A 21935-nucleotide genomic window follows, 5' to 3' on the forward strand; every position below is an offset into this window, starting at 1 on the left:
GACGCGGAGCGTCCGAGGCGGCGTTACCACGCGGAGCGTGGGAACGATCCTCAGAGGGCCAGTTGCTCTTGGCCGCCATTGAGTTGGCGCAGATGAGCCTGCAGGTGCAGGCACCAGATCTGCGGCTCGTCCATTTGCTCGTAGCCGTGCAAGGTCAGGCTATCAACGATGGTGCCCAGCATGCGTTCTGCCACGAAGGGCCCATGGAACGGGCCCTGGGATTTGACGGTGGAAGGCTGCTCGCCCGACATGCCGGCGGCAAACAAAAGCGTCCACATGCCGTTATCCCCGGCCAGAGGGCGAATGGAGCATTCGATACGGGTGACCAGGCCCAGGCACTGGCGGGTAAGGCAAAGGTTGCGCGACATGGCGGCGACCCTCGGTAGATCGGTGTTCAGCCCCAGCGCACGGCGAGGCTGTTTCTATCCTGCGACTCCTGTGGATATCCCTGACTCTGAGAATAGAATAAAAACGCGACAAACCAAGGTTGTAGAGACCAACGGGCGTTGGTCCCAGGCGAGAGTCAATTTTGTGGCACGCTAAACGTCCCCAAATACACCATAGATCACTGTGGGAGCTGGCTTGCCTGCGATGACGGACTCATAGCCAACCTCCCAGTTGGTTGATACACCGCTATCGCAGGCAAGCCAGCTCCCACCTTGACCGAGTGATGACAGCAATCAGGTTGGCTTGGCTTCTGCCAACGCCTGCTGCGCCAGCTCCTTTTCCGCCTCCTTCAAATCTTCCTCACTGATCATCTCGGCAATCGCGCGCAGGCGCTCCACCACCCGCGCATTCACGGTGCCTTCCGGGAACTGCCCCTCGGCGTCCGGCTCACCGGCATCCTCGCCCACCAGCAGGCTCAGCGCCTCGTCGGCCTGGCGCACCGCATAGATGTGAAATTGCCCGGCACGCACGGCCTGCAACACCTTCTCGTCAAGCATCAGCGTGGCCACGTTGGCCTGAGGGATGATCGCCCCCTGCTCACCAGTCAACCCACGGGCTTCGCAGAGGCGGAAGAAGCCTTCGATCTTCTCGTTGACCCCGCCCACCGCCTGCACTTCACCAAACTGGTTGATCGAGCCGGTGATGGCAAAACATTGCTTGAGCGGCGTCTTGGACAAGGCCGAGATCAAGGTGCATGCCTCGCCCAGGGAAGCGCTGTCGCCGTCCACGTACCCGTAGGACTGCTCCAGGGCGATGCTCGCGGAGATGGCCAACGGGAACTCCTGGGCATAGCGGCTGCCCAGGTAACCGGTGAGGATCATCACGCCCTTGGAGTGAATCGGCTGGCCGAGGTTAACTTCACGCTCGATGTCGACAATACCGCTGCCGCCCGGGTACACCGTGGCGGAAATCCGCGCCGGTACGCCGAATGCCGAGTCGCCGACCTCCAGCACCGTCAAGCCGTTGCACTTGCCCACAGCGGCGCCGGCGGTGTCGATCAGGATGACGCCGGCGAGCATGTCGTCGAGAATCCGCGCCGACACGCGGCCGGTGCGCGTGGCCTTGGCCTTGAGGGCGCGCTCGATATGCCCGGCATCGGTCATCTCATCGCCCGCCAGGTGGCGAATGAAATCCGCCTCGCTCACCAGCTGGAACAAATCCCCAATACGCGCCGACAAGCGCCCCTGATGTTCGGCCAGGCGTGCGCTGTAGGTCGCCAGGCGCGCCACCGCGTCCGAGGTCAGCGGCGCCATGCCTTCTTCCGAGGTGCGGGTTTTGAGCAACTGGGCGAACTGCTCCAGGCTTTCGTCGACCATGGGGATGTCTTCGTCGAAGTCCACCAGTACGCGGAACATCTCCTGAAAGTCCGGATCGGCGTCTTGCAAGGCGTAATACAACTGGCGCGAACCGATGATGATCACCTTGACCTGCAAGGGAATCATCTGCGGGTTGAGGGTCACGGTGGCCAGGCGGCCGAGTTCGCCCAGGGGCGACTCCATCTTCAGCTTGCGCGATTGCAGGGAGCGTTTGAGCGCCTCCCACACAAAGGGCTCGCTGAGCATTTTTTCGGCTTCCAGGATCAGGAAACCGCCATTGGCGCGGTGCAAGGCGCCGGGACGCAGCTGGCGATAGGTGGTGTAGAGCGCGCCCTGGTCGGTGCTGTATTCGATACGGCCGAACAGGTTGTCGTAGGTCGGGTGCGGTTCAAACACCACCGGCGCGCCACCGTTGACCGAGTGGCCCACCACCAGGCTCGGGCAGTACTGCTCTTCGAGCAGCTTGCGCGCCTGGGCGTCGGTCTTGGCGTCGTCCACCAATTGCTCCACCACGGTTTTGAGCAGGTACACCTGCATGGCTTGCAGGTAGCCACAGACCCCGGCGTTTTCTGCGTATTTTTCCGACAACGGTGCCAGCAAAGGCTGCAGGGCCAGGGTGATGGTTTCTTCGTTGAACTGGCGCAGTTGGTTGTTGGACTCACGCTTCCACTGCGGCAGGCTGGCCAGCTCTTCGTTGAGGCGTTCTTCCAGCTCGGAGATATCGGTGTGGAAGCGCTCGCGATCGGCTTCCGGCAGTTGCGAAAACTCCGCTTCGTCCAGCGCCTTGCCGTCGAGCATCGGCGTGAAGGCGATGTTGGAGCTGTCGCGGTACAGCGCCACGTCTTTTTCCAGGGCCAGGCGCTCGATCACGTCCAGCGCTTTGTCGTAGCGCTGGTTGAACGCCCGGTCGATGGCGCTTTTACGCTGTTGATAAGTCGGGTGTTCGAACACCGCCGGGAAGGTGGCGACCAGGTTATCGACCAGGCCGTTGATATCGGCGATAAAAGCCGCGGCGGCGCCACCTGGCAATTCCAGGGCGCGGGGCTCGCGGGGCTCATCGAAATTATTCACATAAACCCAGTCCGCCGGGGTTTGCAGGCGCTTGCCTTCGGCTTTCAGGTAGCGTTTGACGAACGAAAAGCGGCCGGTGCCCGGCTCGCCCATGACAAACACGTTGTAACCGGGGCGTGGCATGGCCACGCCGAACTGCAAGGCTTCAACCGCACGTTCCTGGCCAAGCACACCGCGAAAGGGCTCCAAATCATTGGTGGTCGAGAAGCTGAACTGTTCAGCGGAGAAAGGGCGAGTCAGCGCTTCGGGCGCTAGACGCAAGCTGGCAGCAACAGGATCAGGCATCGGGCTTCCTTACATCAGGCGGGGCAGATGGGGCATTCTGGCTCCCGGTTGAGCGCTCTGGCAAGGCGCGCTTTCGGGAAAGCATACACACAGCGCGCGTCCTACAAAAAAATCGCCCGACACTCAATGTTTATAAAAAAACACGGAACCCTGGGAACGTGCCTAAACTCCAAACTGCGCGGGTTGGACTAATAACTGGCCCCTAGGGTGCGTTGAGCACCTGAACCCTTGTCCATTGGTTTGCACACAAAGAGAACAAAGCTATGAAACGGATCCTTCTTGGTACTCTCTTCACCGTCGTCTCCCTCAATGCAATGGCAGAAGCACCAGGTGGCCCGAACTGCGGTTGGGGCAACATGTTGTTTGAAGGCCAGCGCGGTACTCCGGCCCACTTCCTCGCCTCCACCACCAACGGTACTTCGGGTAACGCCACCTTCGGCATGACCTCGGGCACCAACGGTTGCAGCACCAACAGCGCCCTGACCTACGGCGGCAAGTCCTGGATTGCCATGAATGGCATGATGAATGAGCTGTCCGAAGACATGGCCAAAGGCAACGGCGAAGCGCTGACCACCTACGCGGTGGTACTGGGTGTTGCGCCAGAAGATCGCGATCACTTCGCGGCCGTGACCCACGAGCACTTCCAGCAGATCTTCAGCAAGGCTGACGTGACCGCTGACGACGTGCACAACAACACCATTGCTGTACTGAAAAGCGATGCCCGTCTGGCGAAATACGCAACCCAGGCTTAAGCTCGACCTGCCCGCGCCTTTCGAGGCGCGGGCACTATTTTTGGACCCGCCTCCCCTTTGGGTCTCACTTTTTTGACTTAAGTTGCCCCTATGCTCAAACGCTTTGCCTGGTTGGCACTCTTCGCCTGCGCCCCGCTGTACGCGGCCCCGCACCTTGATGATCAACGTTTGCAGCAACTGGCCAATGATCCGTTCTGGCTGTCGCTGGGGCACTACGAAGCCGGCAAAGTCAGTGGCTGGCGCAGCTATGTCAGCGACAAGAAATTCTTCATCGCGCCCGATGGCGCACACCATCCGGACGCGGAACTCAAGGCCACCGTTGAGGCGCTGTATGCACCGGCCAGCCTGGGTGAAAAGCACGCCCAGTGCGTTTACCCCGCACGTACCCGCTGGCTCAAGGCGCAGTTGCCACTGAACGACCTGCCCGCGCTGGAATGCAAAGAATTCACCCAGTGGTTCAAGGACGTCGCGCCCCATAGCGCGGTGATGATCTTCCCGGCGGCCTACCTCAACAGCCCGTCGTCGATGTTCGGCCACACCCTGCTGCGCATCGACCAGGCCGACGTGCAAAGCAACAACACCGCGCTGCTCAGCTATGCGATCAACTTCGGTGCCTATATCGAAGGCTCCGACAACAGCATCCTCTATGCCTGGAAGGGCCTGATGGGCGGCTATCCCGGCCTGTTCGCCCTGGTGCCTTACCAGGAAAAGCTCTCGGAATACCGTAGCCTCGAAAACCGTGATTTGTGGGAATACCGCCTGAACCTCACCGAGGTCGAGACCAAGCGTATGGTCGAGCACGTGTGGGAGCTCAAGCAGATCCAGTTCGACTACTTCTTCTTCGACGAAAACTGCTCCTACCGCCTGCTCGAGCTGCTGCAAGTCGCCCGCCCCGGCCTGCGCCTGACCGAACAGTTCCCGCTCACCGCGATCCCTACCGACACGGTCAAAGCGGTAAAAGACGCAGGGCTGGTGGAGAAGATCGACTATCGCCCATCCCGTGAACGCGAGCTGCTGGAACGCGCCAAGCCACTCGATAGCGATGAGCAACAGTGGGTGCTGAACATCAGCGATGACCAAAAGCAACTGCAGGAGCCTGCATTCAAAGCCCTGCCCCGCGAGCGCCAGGCACTGATCGTGGATGCCGCTTACCGCCTGGGCCGCTACCGTGCCAACGGTTTGGAACGCGACGCGACACGCTCCCAACGCAGCTTCGAACTGCTGCGCGCGATCAACCAGAACCCGGCGCCCGACCTGAAGATCACCCCGCCCGGCCTGCCGGAAAACGGCCACGAGTCGCGCACCTGGCAAGCCGGCATCGGCACCCGCGGCGACAAAGCCTTCGGCGAATACGGCCTGCGCATGGCCTATCACGACCTCAACGACAACGCCGAAGGCTTCCCCCTGGGCGCGCAGATCGAAATTTTGCAAATGAAATTGCGCCAGTACGAGGGCAATCACTGGCAGTTCCAGCAACTGGACCTGGCCACCATCCGCTCGCTGACGCCACGCAATGCGCTGCTGCAGCCCTGGTCGTGGCAAGTCACCGGCGGCCTGGAACGCGTGCCGGGCAAACACGACGACGAAACCCTGGTGGCCCACGTCAACGGCGGCGCTGGTGGCACCTGGCAACTCTCCGACGACATGCTCGGCTTCGCCCTCGGCACCGTGCGCGTGGAGCATAACAACGACTTCAGCGAAGCCATCTCCCCCGCCGCAGGCTTCAACACCGGCGTGCTGTGGAAGAACCCGTTGGGCAACCTGAGCCTGGAAGCCAAGGGTGATTTTTTCACCAACGGCGAAGTGCGGCGCAGCATCAGCCTCAACCAGCAATGGGAACTGTCACGCAACCTGGGCCTGCGCCTGAGTGCCCAGCGTGAGTACAGCCACCTGTCCACGCCAGTCAATGAAGTGATGCTTGAGCTGAAGTGGTACCACTACTGACGCAAGCCTGGTGAAAGGCGCTCGCTTTCTGTAGGAGCGAGCTTGCTCGCGAAAAACTCACAAACGCCGCGTTTATCCAGGAAGCACGCATTATCGTTGACGTTTTTCGCGAGCAAGCTCGCTCCTACAGTTGGTTTTGTGCGTGACCAAAAGTCCGGTACATCCCTCTGACACCCCTTTCACATATAGCTGACAAATCTCCTTCTAGACTTCCCTTATCAGCCGTAAAACGGCCAGGGAGTACGCCATGTGGCGGTATGCGGTCATGCTGTGCGCGGTGGTGGGGTTGGCGGGTTGCCAGTCAACCCATCAGGAATTACTGGCCAAAGGTTATCCACCGGCCTTCGCCGACGGCTTCGACGACGGTTGCAGCAGCGGTCGCCAGGCCGCTGGGGTGATTACCGGGGAGTTTCGCAAGAATGTGCCGCGCTATCTGAAAGACCGGCCATACGCCGAAGGTTGGGAAGATGGGTTTCGTCAGTGCAAGGCCATGCGCGAGAGCCAGGAACTGCGCGATTACGAGGAAAACCGCAGGGACGACCGCGAACACGATTGGCAGCAGGAAAAAGATCGCGACACCGCCAAAGCCTATCGCTCACGCTGATCGTGGGAACGATCAGCCCGCGAACGTGGCCCAACTTCCATAGGAAGGAGAACGCCATGAGCCGAGCTTTTGTAAATGAAGACAACGCGGCGGCCCAGGCCGATCCGCCGGTGGAGCGCCAGGTCAGCGAGCAGCCCAACCGCATGACTGCGCATGGGTTGGCGCAGTTGCAGGCCAAGGTGGCGCAGTTACAGGCGGAGCATAGCGACGAAGCTGCCAAAGGCGAGCGGGCTGATAAACAGCGCCAGGCTGACCTTGAGCGGGATTTACGCTACTTCAACCAGCGGGTGCAAAGCGCCCAGGTAGTCGCGCCGGCCACGTCTACCGACAAGGTGCAGATCGGCAGTTGGGTCACGTTTGCCAATGAGCAGGACGAACAGCAGCGCATCCAGTTAGTCGGTGAAGACCAGGCCGATGCCAACGCAGGCTTGATCAACTGGGGCTCGCCCCTGGGCCGCGCCTTGCTGGGCGCTCAGGTGGGCGACGAGGTGCTGTGGCAGCGCCCCGTCGGCGATCAGGTGATCGAAGTGTTACGCGTCGAACCCGAGATTTAAACGATGCCTTGGGCCAACATCGCGTCAGCCACTTTCACAAAGCCTGCGATGTTGGCGCCCTTGACGTAGTTGATGCGGCCGTTTTCTTCACCGTAATGCACGCAGGCATGGTGGATCGACTGCATGATGTTGTGCAGCTTGCTGTCCACTTCGCCGGCAGTCCATAGCAGGCGCATGGCGTTCTGCGACATCTCAAGGCCGCTCACCGCCACACCACCGGCATTGGAAGCCTTGCCCGGTGCAAACAGGATGCCCGCGTCGATAAAGATATCCACAGCCTCCAACGTGGTCGGCATGTTCGCGCCTTCGGCCACGCAGAGGCAGCCGTTGCGCAGCAAGGTGCGCGCAGCGTCGGCGTCGAGTTCGTTCTGGGTGGCGCAGGGCAGCGCGATATCGCAGGCCAATTCCCAAGGCGTCTGGCCTTTGCGGAACTCCAGGCCGAAACGTGTGGCCAGTTCACTGATACGCCCGCGCTGCACGTTTTTCAGTTCCAGCAGCGCCGACCATTGTTCTTCGGTCAAACCGCTTTCGGCGTACAGGGTGCCTTCGGAGTCCGACAGAGAAATCACCTTGCCGCCCAGGTCCATGACCTTGCGCGCCGCGTACTGCGCCACGTTGCCGGAGCCGGACACCGCCACCCGCTTGCCTTCGACGCGCTGGCCTTGGCGCTTGAGCATTTCCTCGGCGAAATACACACAGCCAAAACCGGTGGCTTCCGGGCGGATCAGGCTGCCTCCGTAAGTCATGCCCTTGCCGGTCAGCACCGAGGTGAATTGATTACTCAGGCGTTTGTACTGGCCGAACAGAAAGCCGATTTCCCGCGCGCCCACACCGATGTCGCCGGCCGGTACGTCCACGTCCGCACCGATGTGGCGGTACAGCTCGCTCATGAACGCCTGGCAGAAGCGCATCACTTCGGCGTCGCTCTTGCCCTTGGGGTCGAAGTCCGAGCCGCCTTTGCCGCCGCCCATGGGCAGCGAGGTCAGGGAGTTCTTGAAGGTCTGTTCGAAGGCGAGGAATTTCAGCACGCCCAGGTTGACCGAGGGGTGAAAGCGCAAGCCACCTTTGTAGGGGCCGATGGCGCTGTTCATCTGGATACGGAAACCGCGATTGACCTGGACCTTGCCGTGATCATCCACCCACGACACCCGGAACGTGATCGCACGCTCCGGCTCGCAGATGCGCTCCAGAATGCCCGAGGACAAATAGTGCGGATTGGCTTCAAGAAAGGGCCACAGGCTGCGTAGGACTTCTTCTACAGCCTGGTGGAATTCCGGTTGGTCCGGGTCGCGTTTCTTGAGGCGGGCAAGGAAGGAATCGACGGATTCGGTCATGAAAAGTCTCGGCAAATTGATTGTTGTTAAACAGAGATTGAGCCGGACTTTATCAATTCGTTTCGCACCGCGACAGGGCAAAATGTCGCCTTTGTGAAATTAAATGGTGCAATAAGTATAAATAACTGCCTCTTTTTGCCCTTAAATGGGGATTTCACTCTGAGTTTTGCACCAACAGGTAGGCCGTTATCGCAGGCAAGCCAGCTCCCACATTTGATCGAGTACACCGGTCATGTGGGAGCTGGCTTGCCTGCGATAGCGGTGGTGCAGTAACAGAGGCAGCGACTGACCCACCGCTTTCGCGAGCAAACCCGCACAGCATTTGCCCACAGCCTCGCGCAGGTCACTAGCGCGTGCCCGGCACCAGGTCGAGTATCTCGTCGATGCCCAGGCAACGGGGCTCCAGCTCCAGCGTCCTGCCATTGGCAAGTATTCCGACGGCGGTATCGCGCATGGCCAGATAGGCACTGCGCAACATGTGATTGGCATAAATCACCGCGTTGAAACCTGCTCGCTCCAGCACCTCGAACTTCAGGTGAACATAGCTGGTCGGCACGCAGATCAGCGGTACCCTGGGCCGCTGCAGGCGAAACTGCCGGGCGAATTCCAGGATTTCCAGGCCATCCTGCTTGCGGCTGTGGATCATGATGCCATCCGCCCCCGCCTCGACATACGCCAGGCACCGTGCCATCGCCTCTTCCATGCCGCGATCCAGGATCAAGCTTTCACACCGGGCAATCATCATCAGCCCTGAGCCGGTGCGACTCGCACAGCCGGCCTGGAGCTTGGCGCAAAAGGCCTCGATGGACTCCTGCGCCTGGTCGACCTCGATGCCCAAGAGTGAGTTTTTCTTCAGGCCGCACTTGTCTTCGATCACCACCGCCGAGACGCCCGCGCGCTCCAGCATCTTGATATGAATCGCGAAATGTTCGGCCTTGCCGCCGGTATCGGCATCGAATATCAGCGGCAGCGAACACACATCGAATATTTCGCGAATCCCCGGCAATCGGTTACTGGGCGAAAGAATTTCGATGTCGGGTAACCCGCGCTGGGTCGAGTCGGTCAGCGAACTCGACCAGATAGCGTCGTACCCCACCGTATGCCCGGGGCTGATTTCCAGCCTGGCGCGCTGCGCGAGCAACGCCGATATCGGGCTATGGGCTTCGAGTACGCGCAGGCAACGGGTGCTATCCAATAGCGCCGACAGAGGGCGTCGGCGCGCTTCGGTATCCATCATAGGGTTCAGGCTCCTTATCAGCGGCACAACAAGGGTTATCGAACAGCCTCAATCCCAGGCGGGCTGTTCGCACTTGAGCACCGATGCCATCTTTTGCAGATGTTCACAGGCCCTGGCCACGTACTCCTTGGAGAGCCGTGCGATACGCGTGTAATCCACCGCCTGCCCGGTGGCGCCGGCATACAGCCGCAACGCCTCTGCGGCATGCTTGAAGTGGCGCGCTTCTACGCTGCCGCAATGCACGCTGAGAAAACTCGCAACGCGGCTGGCCTCGCCGGCGCTATAGCCCCGCACATCGCGCAACCACTGTTTCCATAGCGGGGTCATCAGGTTGTATTCGCCGGTATTGAACAACTCCGTCATGGCCATCATTTCCAGCGCTTCGATGAGTTGCGGCGCCAGCGGGCGCTTTTCCCCCACCCAACCGGAGAACTCTTTGGTAATCGGGTTGAGGAATTTGTCTTGCAGGCGCCAATCATCGGAGCCGCAGATGGCCGAAGCCATGCGGTAATACAGCTTGGAATGGTGCGGATGCCCATGCATTTCACCCAGCCCGATGTCCTCGACAATGATCTCCCCACAATGGGCCGCCGCTTCGAGCATTTTCAACCGGGCGTCATCCGCCAAGGATGCCGACTCCTGGAGGATGCGCACGATGATGCTCGACACGGCATGGGCGGCCCCGTCCGGGCTGCGCCAGCCACAGAAGAACGTACACAGTGACGACTCGCTCCAATTACTGGAGGTCATGTCGACATAGGTCTCGCAGTACGTGTCCAGCGCGGCGGTTTGACTGTTGAAACCGCTGAGCAGGGCCTGGACCAGATGTCCGTCCTCGACATCCACCAGCGCCTGGTTCACGTACCCGATCAATTGGCGGCTCAGATTTTCCACGGCTCATATCCTTTTAAGGTGGGGTTAATGCGCAACGATTTCTGACATGAAACGAGCGAAGCGTGTGAGGCCCTCAATCAGTGCTTCACGCTCAACGGCGTAGGAGATGCGAATGCTGTTGTTGTCACCACAGCCAGAACCGGGCACCACCGCGATATGGGCCTCGGTCAATAACAGATCGGCCAAGTGGTCGACGTCACGAATAACGGTGCCCAGGTAGCGGCCACCCAACTTGCGGGACACATCGATAAACAGATAGAACGCCCCTTCCGGCGGGGCGCACCGAATGCCGTCGACATACCCCAGGCAGGTGCAGGCCGCGAGCAATTGCTGGTCGAGGAAGGCATTGACCTGGCGGGTAAAGTGCGGCGCGTCCGCCATCAGGCTGCCGAGCGCGGCATATTGGGACAGGCTGCTGGGGTTGGACGTCGTATGCCCTTGCAGGTTGTGCATGGCGGCGATGACTGGTGCCGGCGCGCACGCATACCCTACCCGCCAGCCGGTGACCGCATGGCTCTTGGAAAACGAATCGACCAGTACCGTCTGATGTTTGAGCGGCGCAAACAGCGACACGATGTTGTGATGTTCATGGGGGGCGCGCACCAGGTTGCGGTAACACTCGTCGAACACCACCCAAAGCCTGTGTGCGAAGGCGAGCCGGGCAATACCCAGCAGTTCTTCGCGCTGATAAACCGTGCCCGTCGGATTGTTCGGGGTGTTGATCACAATCATCCGGGTGCGCGGCGTCAGGGCCTTCTGGACCGCTGCGCAGGTGAGGCGATAGTCATCCGCAGCCGTGTCGACATAGACGGGAACGCCACCGGCCAGTTGGATCTGGGTGGGGAAGGTTTCCCAGTACGGCACCGCGACGATGACTTCATCCCCCGGATTGAGCAGCACCATCGCGGCGTTATACAGCGCTTGCTTGGCACCGGCGGTCACCGCTATTTCATCGGCGGCGTAACTCACCCCGCAGCGCTGAGTGACCTGCTGCGCCAGCGCGTGACGAAGCTGGGGCAGGCCGATGGGCGGCGTGTAACGGTTGCGGGCAGTGGCCAGCGCCTCGGTCGCGGCGGCTTTCATGACCGGGCAGGCATCGAAGGACAATTCGCCCGCGGCAAAGTTGACCACGTTGACGCCGGCTTCTTTCAAGGCATTGGCTTTACTGCGCATGCTGGACGTGCCGGGTGCGCTGAGACGTTGCGCACGCTGGGACAACGGCAATGACACGGCAGAGGGTTCACTGTTATTCATTGTTATACCTGCCAGAACACGTTGGAACGTTCGTTCGCCCTACCGGGCTTGGGCCTCCAACCCTTGCTGAACCCGCCAGGACAGCGGCAAGGTCAGCAACAAGGTGGCGGCCAGCAACAGGACGGCCATGGGCACACCGGTGGCATCCCCAAGGCTGCCGAACAGCACCGGCGCCAAGGCGCCGCCACCGATGGTGCCGGTGTAGAACACGGCGAACGCCTGGTCACGCCTGCCCGGCCCTGCCAGGTCCGGAACTGCGCCGTACAGCACCGACGACGTACCGTTCAGCGCCAGCCCCAGCAGCGGCAACATCACCATCAAGCCGGCGTAGGGCAAATACACCGCCATGACGATCAGCACGGCCGTGGTGAACTCCGTGGCCCATACCGTTTTCATCATGCCGATGCGCGCACCGAGGTAACCGCACAACAATTTGCCGAAGGCGCCCCCCACGAACAGCATCGTCAGCGCCAGGCCGATGCCCGCAGGCCCGGCGCCCTTGGCCTTGAGCAAAAACGGCAGGAACGTGAGGAAACCCATGCGCACAGCGCTGTCCAGCGTGCCGGTCACGATCAGCGCACGCAGGCCGCTCGCAGAACCAGCGCCGCCGCCCGTACGGGTGGCTTTCAGCGGCGCCGCCGTCGCCTCGGTGCGTGCCGGGATCAGCCACCACAACAGGCCTGCCGCCAGCAGCCCGAGGACACCCAGCAGGGTGACACTGGCGCGCCAACTGATGACCGCCAGCAACAGGCCGATCAGCCCCGGGATCAGGGTCTTGCCGATATCGCCGCTGAAGTTGTACTGCGACAGCGCTTGTTTGACGCCCCCGCCGGCCTCGTGCGTATCGGTGATCAACGACGAGGCCAGCGGGTGCTGCGTACTCGCGCCGAGCCCGCCCAGCAGCAGTGCCAACAACAGCACGCCCAGCCCGCCAGCCTGGCCGGCCAGCAGGTAGGCCAGCCCCGCCAACGCCGTGCCACCTACCAGCAAGCGTTCACGCCCCCAGCGTGCGGCAGCCCGGCTGGCCAGTAACTGAAAACCGGCCATCATGCCCGCGTAGGCACCGCGCAACAGGCCGATCTGGGCGTAGCTGAGGCCGAACTGCGCTTGCCAGATCGGCAACAGCACATAAATCACATCGGTCAGCCCGTCGTGCACGGCATGCGCGCCGCAGCCGGCCACCAGAGCGCGGCGACGCACGGTGACCGGGTCAGGCGGCGACAACGATGGCGCTGCGGTCTGCTTCAGGGTGTTCATCTGGGTCAGAGGCTCTCAGGCAAAACGCCGGGTTAACCCAGCAACTGCGCACAGTCGCTCATCACACGGGCTTTACGCTGCAGGTATTGGGCAAAAATGTCGCGCGCCGTGGCGGGGTCCACTTCAATCTGCATGGCAGTGGTGAACTCATTCACCGCCGCCACCGCATGGGCGAAATGGTTGCTCTCGGTACCGCCGGTGTGCACCGTGACCCAGGCCACCGTGGCGCGGGATTTCTCCGGCGGCACGCCCATGTCCCGCACGAACCACTGCGAGTACAACGGGTGGATGAATTCCACTTCGCCGTGGGTGTACACCTCGTGGATCAACGTGGTCAGTAACCCCTGCAGCAGGTCGCGATCACGCAGGCGGCGGGTGTCGGTCCAGTCCTTGAACGCCTGCGCCGAGGGCAGGCAATTGTCCTTCAATATCCACTGGTCATCGCCGCACAGCGCGGTGGCCATGGTGTAGAACAGGTCTGCGTGCAAGGTGTTGCCCAACGCGCCCAGATCCTCATCGGTGATGCGTTGCAGGCTGCCGCAGGCGCGGTACAACTGCGCGGCGGCGGCGGAGCCTTCATCAGAGCGCGCCAGCAAGGTAATGCGGTTGGCCAGGCCGGACACACTGGCCGCCGAATTATTGGTCTTGGACCAACTGGCGAAGAACTTGCGCAGTACCGCCGGCGAATGCCGACGCGAGGTGAGCCGTGCAAAAGCGTCTTCGATATCCACCAGCGCGTCTTCCTGAGCCCAGAAGGCTTCGAACAGCGCGTGGCGCAAGGCACCGGCCGGCATGTCGTTCAATACCGGTTCGATGAGCTTCAACAACTGGCTGCGCTTGATCACGGTGTTAGTCATGTTCACCTCTCATAGTCCTTTATTGGATGAAAAATCAGGCTGGTGTGCCGCGCTGTCCGGCGACTAGGGCCTGGGGCTTTACCGGTTTCCAGCCCAGCAGGGCAATCGCCAGCGACAACAGCTGAAAACCTGCGACCAGCGCCACGCAGCCCGGCCAGCCCCATTGATTCCAAAGCATGGCCGGGACCACCGCGCCGGCGCTGCCGCCCAGGTAATAGCCGGTCAGGTACAGCCCCACGGCGCCGGACTTGTCCGGGCCTGCCGTGGTGGCGATATACGCATTGGCGGATGCCTGTGCCAGGAATACGCCGGTCGAGCTCAGGGCCAGCCCCAGCACGATCAGCCAGAGGGACGGCAACAATGTCAGCGCCGAGCCACAGATGCCGAGCGCCACGGCGCCGGTCAGTAACTGCGATTGTGGTCGCGATTTGCTCAAGCGCCCCGCAATAGGAATGACCACCAGCGCCAGCAGGAACACAGCATACAAAGTGCCCAACGCTGCGGCGCCCAGGTTGAACGGGGCCTGGCTGAGATACAGGCCGGCATAGGTAAAGGTTGCGACTTGTGAGAACAGCACGCAGAAACCGACACCATAGGCCGCCAACAAGGGTTTGCGCAGAAGCCGGCGCACCCCGTGCGTGCCCACGGCCGCGACGCCGGGCCGCGCCACCGGATTGGCCGGCAATAGCCACACAATCAGCAGGCCGACCAGCAGGCTGATCACCGCCAACAGTTCGAAGGCTTCGCGCCAGCCCACATATTGGGTCATGACACCCGAGACAAAGCGCCCGGCAAACCCTCCGAGCACCGTACCCGCGACGTACAAACTGGTGATCTCGGTGACGCTGGCCGCGCGCCAGCGATCGCCGATATAGGCCACGCTGGTGACGAACACCACGGGGATCAACATCCCTTCGACAAAACGCCACACCAGCAGCTCGGCAAAACTGTCCACATAGGCCGTCAGCAGCGTCGGCAGTGCCAGCAGCAAAGCGGCCACAGCAATCACCGTGCGCTGTTCGAAACGTCCGGCCAGGCGCCCGACAAACGGCGCGGTCAGCGCCACCGCCAGCGTGGTCACCGTGATGCTCCAGCCTGCCTGCCGGGCAGTCACCTGGAAGCTTTCGGCAAACGCAGGCAGGATGCTCTGTGTCGCATACAGATTCAGAAACGCCGCACAGCCACACAGGAACACGGCGAAGCGGGCGTGAGGCAAGCGCGGGTTCATGTGACCTCTCGTCTTATAGTCGAGGATGTTTATAGAATACCCAGCGCAGGGAATACCAATACCGAATTCGGACCGATCAATACCCAGGAAACAGAATGCTTGATCTACGCAAGTTACGTTACTTCCTGACGGTCGCCGAAGAGCTGCACTTCGGCCGCGCAGCCCAGCGCCTGCACCTTGCCCAGCCGCCCCTGACGCGGCAGATCTCGGCGTTGGAAACCGAGCTTGGCTTTCGCCTGTTCGACCGCACCAGCCGCACGGTCACACTGACCGCCCAAGGCCAGCACTTTTTGCCGTATGCCCGCGCGGCGCTGGAGCACGCCAGGCTTGCACAAGACATCGCCGCCAAGCTGGCTGCCGGCTCGACCGGCCAACTGGTCGTAGGCTATGCCAGCTCGATTGCCTTGTCGGAACTCTTCAGCCAAACCCTGCAAGCCTTCGCCCAGCGTTTTCCCGATGTGCAACTGACCCTGGTGGAGAGCGCTTCCGGCAGCCTGCACACGCACGTGCTGGACGGGCGCATCGACGTCGGCATGAGCCGCCTGCTGCCGGAGGCCGGGCAAACCGGCGTCGAGGCTTTGTCGTTGGGGCAAGAACCGCTGGTGGCGGCTCTTTGCAGCGACAACCCGCTGGCGGAGCAGGACGAAGTCACCCTCGCCCAGCTCAGTGAGTACCCGTTGATTCTGTTTCCCAGCGATTACGGTTCGGGCCTCAACGGCTCCATCGAGCACCTGTATCAACGCCGCGGCCTGGCGCTGCGCCCGGGCCCTGCGGGGCGCCAGATCACCTCGATCATCGCCCTGGTGGCGGCAGGCCAAGGTGTTTCGCTGGTGCCCCAGTGCACCCGCACCCTGGCCAGGAAAGGCGTGGTCTACCGCCCCTTGGCAGACCCCGAAGCCTGGGTACACCTGCTGATACTCACGCGCTCACCGTCACGCTCATTGTTGGTCGAGGCCTTTATGGGGGTGGTCGAAGAATTGCTGCGCAGCCGCCCGACGCTGGCGCCCACGACGCTCCCGGCATAACGCAGGCAAAAAAATACCCCTGCGTGAGGGGTATTTTTTCAACAGGCTGCTGCGGCTATTGCAGCATCAGGCCAGCTTTTTGTGACGCACACGGTGCGGCTGGGCAGCGGCCTCACCCAAGCGCTTCTTACGGTCGGCTTCGTACTCGGTATAGTTACCTTCGAAGAACACCGCCTGGGAGTCATCTTCGTACGCCAGGATGTGGGTCGCGACGCGGTCAAGGAACCACCGGTCGTGAGAGATCACAATGGCGGCGCCCGGGAAGTCCAGCAGGGCTTCTTCCAGGGAACGCAGGGTTTCAACGTCGAGGTCGTTGGACGGTTCGTCGAGCAGCAACACGTTGCCGCCCTCTTTCAAGGTCAGGGCCAGGTGCAAGCGACCACGCTCACCACCGGACAGGTCCTTGACGAACTTCTGCTGGTCGCCGCCCTTGAAGTTGAAACGGCCGACGTAGGTGCGCGACGGGATTTCATAGTTGCCGATGCGGATCTGGTCGGAACCGTCGGAAATCTGCTGGAACACGGTCTTGCTGCCGTCGAGGTCGTCGCGGCTCTGGTCCACACACGCCAGTTGCACGGTGTCACCGATCTCGATGCTGCCCGAGTCCGGCGTTTCCTTGCCCATCAGCATGCGGAACAGTGTGGATTTACCCGCACCGTTACCACCGATAACGCCGACGATCGCGCCTTTTGGCATGGCGAACGACAGGTTGTCGATCAGCACGCGGTCGCCATAGCCTTTGGTGACGTTCTTGAATTCGATGACCTTGTCACCCAGGCGCGGGCCGGCCGGGATGTAGATCTCGTTGGTCTCGCTGCGCTTCTGGAATTCCTGCGACTGCATTTCTTCAAAGCGTTGCAGACGCGCCTTGGATTTGGACTGACGGGCCTTGGCGCCTTTGCGCACCCACTCCAGTTCTTCCTTCATGGCTTTTTCGTGGGCCGATTGCTGCTTGGATTCGGCGGCCAGACGGTCGGACTTGGCTTCCAGCCAACCGGAGTAGTTGCCCTCGTAAGGGATACCAGCGCCGCGGTCGAGCTCCAGAATCCAGCCGGCGACGTTGTCCAGGAAGTAACGGTCGTGCGTGATCGCAACCACGGTGCCCGGGAAATCGTGGAGGAAATGCTCCAGCCAGGCGACGGAATCGGCGTCCAGGTGGTTGGTCGGTTCGTCGAGCAGCAGCATGTCAGGGGCCGACAGCAGCAGGCGGCACAGGGCCACACGACGCTTCTCACCACCAGACAGGTGCTCAACCTTGGCGTCCCAGGCTGGCAGGCGCAGCGCATCGGCGGCGACTTCCAGTTGGCGCTCCAGGTTGTGACCATCGCCCGCTTGCAGGATCGCTTCGAGCTTGGCCTGTTCGGCGGCCAGCTTGTCGAAGTCGGCATCCGGTTCGGCGTAGGCGGCGTACACCTCGTCGAGGCGCGCCTGGGCGTCCTTGATCACGCTGACGGCCTCTTCGACCACTTCACGCACGGTCTTGGTCGGGTCCAAGATCGGCTCTTGCGGCAGGTAACCGATGTTCAGGTCCGGCATCGGGCGGGCTTCGCCTTCGAACTCGGTGTCGACGCCCGCCATGATTTTCAGCAGGGTGGACTTACCCGAACCGTTGAGGCCGAGCACGCCGATCTTGGCGCCTGGGAAGAAGGACAGCGAAATGTTTTTCAGGATTTCCCGCTTCGGCGGAACAACTTTTCCCAGCCGATGCATGGTGAAGACGTATTGAGCCATGGTGAACCTAGCGTCAGTGACTGATGAATTAAGCGGACGAAGCCCGTGCCAGGCCATGCGCCGCGCGGGCCTTTGACTATCATCAATGCCAGCGAGCAAAAAAAGCCTGAATGTCTGGGGCTGGAACGCCCCCGCGTAACCGGCAAAGCTACCTGAATGCGCTGGGGCAGTCCAGCCAGGCGGGACTGGCACTTTGCCACAACTCAAGGCATGCTAGCCGCCCTTCGGGCGTCCGGCTTATAGTGCACGTCGCGCGCCAGTCCAGCCAAACCGCAGGATCACAGTTTGTCCAACGTCACGCCGCCCACGCCCTTGCGCGCCGCTCATATTGCGCCGGGAGCGCCCCTGCACGGCACCTTGAAAGGCGCGTTGGCGACGCTTGTCCTGCTGTTGCTCGCCTTATTGTTCTGGCAGCTGCTGGACCAACTGCAGCAAAACCAGAAAAACCAACAGCAATACACCATCGACTACAGCGCCGACCTGGCCGAGCAGATCAGCCAGAACATGGCCCTGAGCGCGCAGATCGCCCTGAACCTGCTGCCCATCCTCGAACCACCGCGCACCACCGAACAGCAACAGGCCTTGATGCGCTCCCTGCAGCGCTCCTTGCCGGACCTGCGCAGCTTCGCCCTGCTCGCCCCCAGCGGCGCATTGATCAGCGACACCGCCGAAGGCAGCCGAGACAGTGGCCTGCTCGAAGACCTGGTCAAGCGCAGTCACGCCCAGTCCTACTACCTGAGCAACGACAATGACGGCACGGTCATCTATCTGTTGCTGCACCAACCCAGCGGTGGCTCCAAGGTGTACTGGGCCTTGCGCCTGGCGCCCAATTATCTGGCCAACCTCACGCGCCAGGATGTCCAGGGCCAGCGCCCGATGTGGGCGATCGAGAACAGCCTGAACCATCGTGTGGTCAGCCGTGACAGCGGGATGCCGGCGCAGTGGTCCGGCGCCCTGACGCCGGAAGAATTGAACCGCAGCGTGCTGGTCACGCCGTTGAGCAAAAGCGATTGGCAACTGCGCGGCATGTTTGACCGCAATGCGGTGCTGGAACAACTGCTGCCGGCCTTTATCGGCAAGTGCCTGCTCGGCCTGGCGTTTTCGCTGATCCCGGTGATCGTGCTGCTCAACATGCGCCGCCGCCAACGCCAGGTGAATGAAGGCCGGCGGCGCTATCAGGACATCTTCGAAGGCACCGGCGTGGCCTTGTGCGTGCTGGACCTGTCGGGGCTCAAGGCGTTTTGCGACAAAACCCAGGTGCAAAGCCGCGAGCAGTTGCACGCCTGGTTGCAGGCCAACCCCACGCAGCGCAAGCAACTGCTCAAGGAGTTGCGCGTCACCGAGGTCAACCAGATGGCCGTGCGCCTGCTGAACGTCGCGTCCTGCGAGCAGGCCTGGGAACGCCTGATCGATGATTGCCCGCGCAATGCCACGTCCATCGGCTATCAGGTGCTGGAAGCCGTACTGACCCGGCAAAAACAGCTGGAGCTGGAAATCCAGCTCAACGACGTGGCCGGCAACGAACAGTACCTGTGGCTGGTGATGCGTTTGCCCGAGCAGCAAGATGACGTCAAGGCGGTGATCCTCAGCATCAGCGACATCACCAGCCGCAAGCTGATCGAACTGTCGCTGGTGGAGCGTGAAAGCTTCTGGTCGGATGTGGTGCGCACCGTGCCCGATCACCTGTATGTGCAGGACGTGATCAGCCAGCGCATGATTTTCAGCAACCATCATCTGGGCCACACCCTGGGCTACAACAAGGCCGAACTGCAGCAAATGGGCGAGTACTTCTGGGAAATCCTGCTGCACCCCGACGACGCCGAGCATTACCACGACTTGCGCCAGCAGCAACGCCAAGCCGCTTATACGACCCAACTGCACTGCCAACTGCGCTTTCGCCACCGCAATAACCAGTGGCGCCGCTTCGATATCCGCGAACAGGCCCTGGCCCGTGATACGTCCACGGTGGTCACCCGGATCATCGGCGTGGCCAAGGACATCACCGACCAGATCGAGGCCAGTGAATCGCTGCGCGACAGTGAACAGCGCTACCGGATGCTGGCCGAAAGCATCAGCGACGTGATCTGCTCCACCGACAGCCAACTGGCCCTCAACTACATCAGCCCCTCGGTCAACACCGTGCTGGGCTATGACGTGAACTGGGTGTTCAAGAACGGCTGGCAGTCGATCGTTGCAAACCCGCAGCAGTTGACCGGCATTTACAGCCTGATGGAGCAGGTCAGCCGCGCCCTCGGCAACCCCGAGGCCTTGAACACTTTGCGCGATGAAGTGCAGACCCAGCTGTTTCTGTTCGACTGCCTGCGCGCCGACGGGCGCAAGGTGCCGATAGAGCTGCGCCTGGTGCTGGTGTGGGATGAACATGGCGCGTTTGAAGGCATCCTCGGCGTGGGCCGCGATATCAGCCAGCAACGCCGCGCCGAGAAAGACCTGCGCATGGCGGCCACGGTGTTCGAACATTCCACCTCGGCGATCCTGATCACCGACCCGGCCGGTTATATCGTGCAGGCCAACGAGGCGTTCAGCCGGGTCAGCGGCTATGCGGTGAGCGATGTGCTCGACCAGTTGCCCAATATGCTCACCGTCGATGAGCAGCAGGAAGCCCATCTGCGTTATGTGCTCAAGCAATTGCACCAGCACAGCACCTGGGAAGGCGAGGTGTGGCTCAAGCGTCTCAATGGCGAGCATTACCCGGCCTGGGTCGGCATTACCGCGGTGTTCGACGACGAAGGCGACCTGGCCAGCTACGTGTGTTTCTTCAGCGATATCAGCGAGCGCAAGGCCAGTGAGCAGCGCATCCACCGCCTGGCCTACTACGACGCCCTGACCCACCTGCCCAACCGCACCCTGTTCCAGGACCGCCTGCACACCGCGTTGCAGTCCGCCGAACGGCAGAAGTCGTGGGTGGTGCTGATGTTCCTCGACCTCGACCGCTTCAAGCCGATCAACGACTCCCTCGGCCACGCGGCCGGCGACCGTATGCTCAAGGAAATGGCCACGCGCCTGCTCGGCTGTGTGGCCGAAGACGACACCGTGGCGCGCATGGGCGGCGACGAATTCACCCTGCTGTTGCAACCACGGGTCAGCCGCGAAATGGCGCTGAACCGTGCGATCCATGTGGCCGAGCAGATCCTCGCCAGCCTGGTCAAACCTTTTGTGCTGGAGGGCCGCGAATTCTTCGTGACCGCCAGTATCGGCATCGCCCTCAGCCCCCAAGACGGCAACGAGCTGAGCCAATTGATGAAAAACGCCGACACGGCGATGTATCACGCTAAAGAGCGCGGCAAGAACAACTTCCAGTTCTACCAGGCCGACATGAACGCCAGCGCCCTGGAGCGCCTGGAACTGGAAAGCGACCTGCGCCACGCCTTGGACCAGAACGAATTCGTGCTCTATTACCAGCCGCAATTCAGCGGTGACGGCAAACGCCTAACCGGCGCCGAAGCCCTGCTGCGCTGGCGCCACCCGCGCCGTGGCCTGGTACCGCCTGGGGATTTCATCCCGGTATTGGAAGAACTCGGGCTGGTGGTGGATGTCGGCGACTGGGTGATCAGCGAAGCCTGCCGCCAGCTCAAGGCCTGGCACCAGAACAAAGTGCGCGTGCCTAAAGTTTCAGTGAACATTTCGGCACGGCAGTTCTCCGACGGCCAGTTAGGCACGCGCATCGCCACCATCCTCAAGGACACCGGCCTGCCGCCGGCGTGCCTGGAGCTGGAGCTGACCGAAAGCATCCTGATGCGCGAAGTCAACGAAGCTCTGCAGATCCTCGCCAGCCTGAAGAACCTGGGCCTGAGCATCGCGGTGGACGACTTTGGCACCGGCTATTCGTCGCTCAACTACCTCAAGCAATTCCCCATCGACGTGCTGAAGATCGACCGCACCTTCGTCGACGGCCTGCCCTCGGGTGAGCAGGACGCACAGATTGCCCGGGCGATCATTGCCATGGCCCACAGCCTGAACCTGGCGGTGATTGCCGAAGGGGTGGAAACCCATGAGCAGTTGGACTTCCTGCGTGAGCATGGCTGTGATGAGGTGCAGGGCTACCTGTTCGGGCGGCCAATGCCGGCGAATCGGTTTGAGGTGCAGTTCAGTAATGATGCGCTGTTCATGTTTGACTGAAAGCTGTG

General features: G+C 61.7%; 16 protein-coding genes. 6 read left to right on the forward strand and 10 right to left on the reverse strand.

Translation table 11 applies throughout. From position 1 onward, the window contains the following. Nucleotides 1-50: 50 nt before the first annotated feature. On the reverse strand, nt 51-368 hold the full coding sequence (locus tag DK871_RS03545) for a hypothetical protein (protein WP_161903998.1): 318 nt from the start codon (nt 366-368) through the stop codon (nt 51-53). 312 nt (nt 369-680) lie between these two features. Continuing rightward, nucleotides 681-3119 carry a Lon protease family protein gene (locus DK871_RS03550; RefSeq protein WP_161903999.1) on the reverse strand — a complete coding sequence of 813 codons (2439 nt, stop codon included), beginning with the start codon at nt 3117-3119 and terminating at the stop codon, nt 681-683. Between the two features lie 263 nt (nt 3120-3382). Between DK871_RS03550 and DK871_RS03555 the strand changes: the two genes are divergently transcribed. The 4 genes from DK871_RS03555 (at nt 3383) to DK871_RS03570 (ending at nt 6973) form a co-directional block, all read left to right on the forward strand. Then, nucleotides 3383-3871 carry a DUF3015 domain-containing protein gene (locus DK871_RS03555; RefSeq protein WP_003194274.1) on the forward strand — a complete coding sequence of 163 codons (489 nt, stop codon included), beginning with the start codon at nt 3383-3385 and terminating at the stop codon, nt 3869-3871. A gap of 90 nt (nt 3872-3961) precedes the next feature. Further along, nucleotides 3962-5815: a DUF4105 domain-containing protein gene (locus tag DK871_RS03560; protein WP_161904000.1), complete on the forward strand. Its 1854-nt coding sequence runs from the start codon at nt 3962-3964 to the stop codon at nt 5813-5815. Nucleotides 5816-6062: 247 nt separating this feature from the next. Further along, nucleotides 6063-6419: a hypothetical protein gene (locus DK871_RS03565; RefSeq protein WP_161904001.1), complete on the forward strand. Its 357-nt coding sequence runs from the start codon at nt 6063-6065 to the stop codon at nt 6417-6419. Nucleotides 6420-6475: 56 nt separating this feature from the next. Continuing rightward, nucleotides 6476-6973 (forward strand): GreA/GreB family elongation factor, encoded by a 498-nt coding sequence (locus tag DK871_RS03570; RefSeq protein WP_161904002.1) that lies wholly within the window; start codon nt 6476-6478, stop codon nt 6971-6973. Here DK871_RS03570 and gdhA read toward each other — a convergent pair. The 7 genes from gdhA to DK871_RS03605 all read right to left on the reverse strand — a co-directional run bounded on the left by gdhA (nt 6970) and on the right by DK871_RS03605 (nt 15034). Further along, a complete protein-coding gene (gene gdhA / locus DK871_RS03575; protein ID WP_161904003.1) occupies nt 6970-8307 on the reverse strand; it encodes an NADP-specific glutamate dehydrogenase in 1338 nt (445 codons plus the stop codon). The two genes, DK871_RS03570 and gdhA, sit on opposite strands and share 4 nt — an antisense overlap. 346 nt (nt 8308-8653) lie before the next feature. Next, entirely contained in the window at nt 8654-9544 is an 891-nt protein-coding gene (aepX, locus tag DK871_RS03580; RefSeq protein ID WP_161904004.1) for a phosphoenolpyruvate mutase, read from the reverse strand. Between the two features lie 48 nt (nt 9545-9592). After that, complete coding sequence (locus tag DK871_RS03585) at nt 9593-10438, reverse strand: hypothetical protein (RefSeq protein ID WP_161904005.1); 846 nt, start codon at nt 10436-10438, stop codon at nt 9593-9595. Nucleotides 10439-10462: 24 nt separating this feature from the next. Then, on the reverse strand, nt 10463-11692 hold the full coding sequence (locus DK871_RS03590; RefSeq protein ID WP_161904006.1) for a pyridoxal phosphate-dependent aminotransferase: 1230 nt from the start codon (nt 11690-11692) through the stop codon (nt 10463-10465). A 39-nt stretch (nt 11693-11731) separates the two neighbouring features. After that, a complete protein-coding gene (locus DK871_RS03595) occupies nt 11732-12949 on the reverse strand; it encodes an MFS transporter (protein WP_161904007.1) in 1218 nt (405 codons plus the stop codon). Nucleotides 12950-12981: 32 nt separating this feature from the next. Then, nucleotides 12982-13806 carry a hypothetical protein gene (locus DK871_RS03600; RefSeq protein WP_161904008.1) on the reverse strand — a complete coding sequence of 275 codons (825 nt, stop codon included), beginning with the start codon at nt 13804-13806 and terminating at the stop codon, nt 12982-12984. A gap of 34 nt (nt 13807-13840) precedes the next feature. Next, a complete protein-coding gene (locus DK871_RS03605; RefSeq protein ID WP_161904009.1) occupies nt 13841-15034 on the reverse strand; it encodes an MFS transporter in 1194 nt (397 codons plus the stop codon). Nucleotides 15035-15129: 95 nt separating this feature from the next. Here DK871_RS03605 and DK871_RS03610 point away from each other — a divergent pair, with 95 nt between their 5' ends. Beyond that, the gene (locus tag DK871_RS03610) at nt 15130-16059 is read left to right on the forward strand and encodes a LysR family transcriptional regulator (protein ID WP_161904010.1); all 930 of its coding nucleotides are present in this window, start codon (nt 15130-15132) and stop codon (nt 16057-16059) included. Nucleotides 16060-16125: 66 nt separating this feature from the next. Here the strand turns inward: DK871_RS03610 and ettA are convergent, their stop codons facing one another. Beyond that, on the reverse strand, nt 16126-17790 hold the full coding sequence (gene ettA, locus DK871_RS03615; RefSeq protein WP_014720011.1) for an energy-dependent translational throttle protein EttA: 1665 nt from the start codon (nt 17788-17790) through the stop codon (nt 16126-16128). Nucleotides 17791-18075: 285 nt separating this feature from the next. Between ettA and DK871_RS03620 the strand changes: the two genes are divergently transcribed. Next, nucleotides 18076-21927 (forward strand): bifunctional diguanylate cyclase/phosphodiesterase, encoded by a 3852-nt coding sequence (locus tag DK871_RS03620; protein ID WP_161904011.1) that lies wholly within the window; start codon nt 18076-18078, stop codon nt 21925-21927. Nucleotides 21928-21935 lie beyond the last annotated feature (8 nt).

Origin of the sequence: Pseudomonas sp. L13, from assembly GCF_009935965.1 — a bacterium.
Classification (GTDB): Bacteria; Pseudomonadota; Gammaproteobacteria; order Pseudomonadales; family Pseudomonadaceae; genus Aquipseudomonas; species Aquipseudomonas lactis.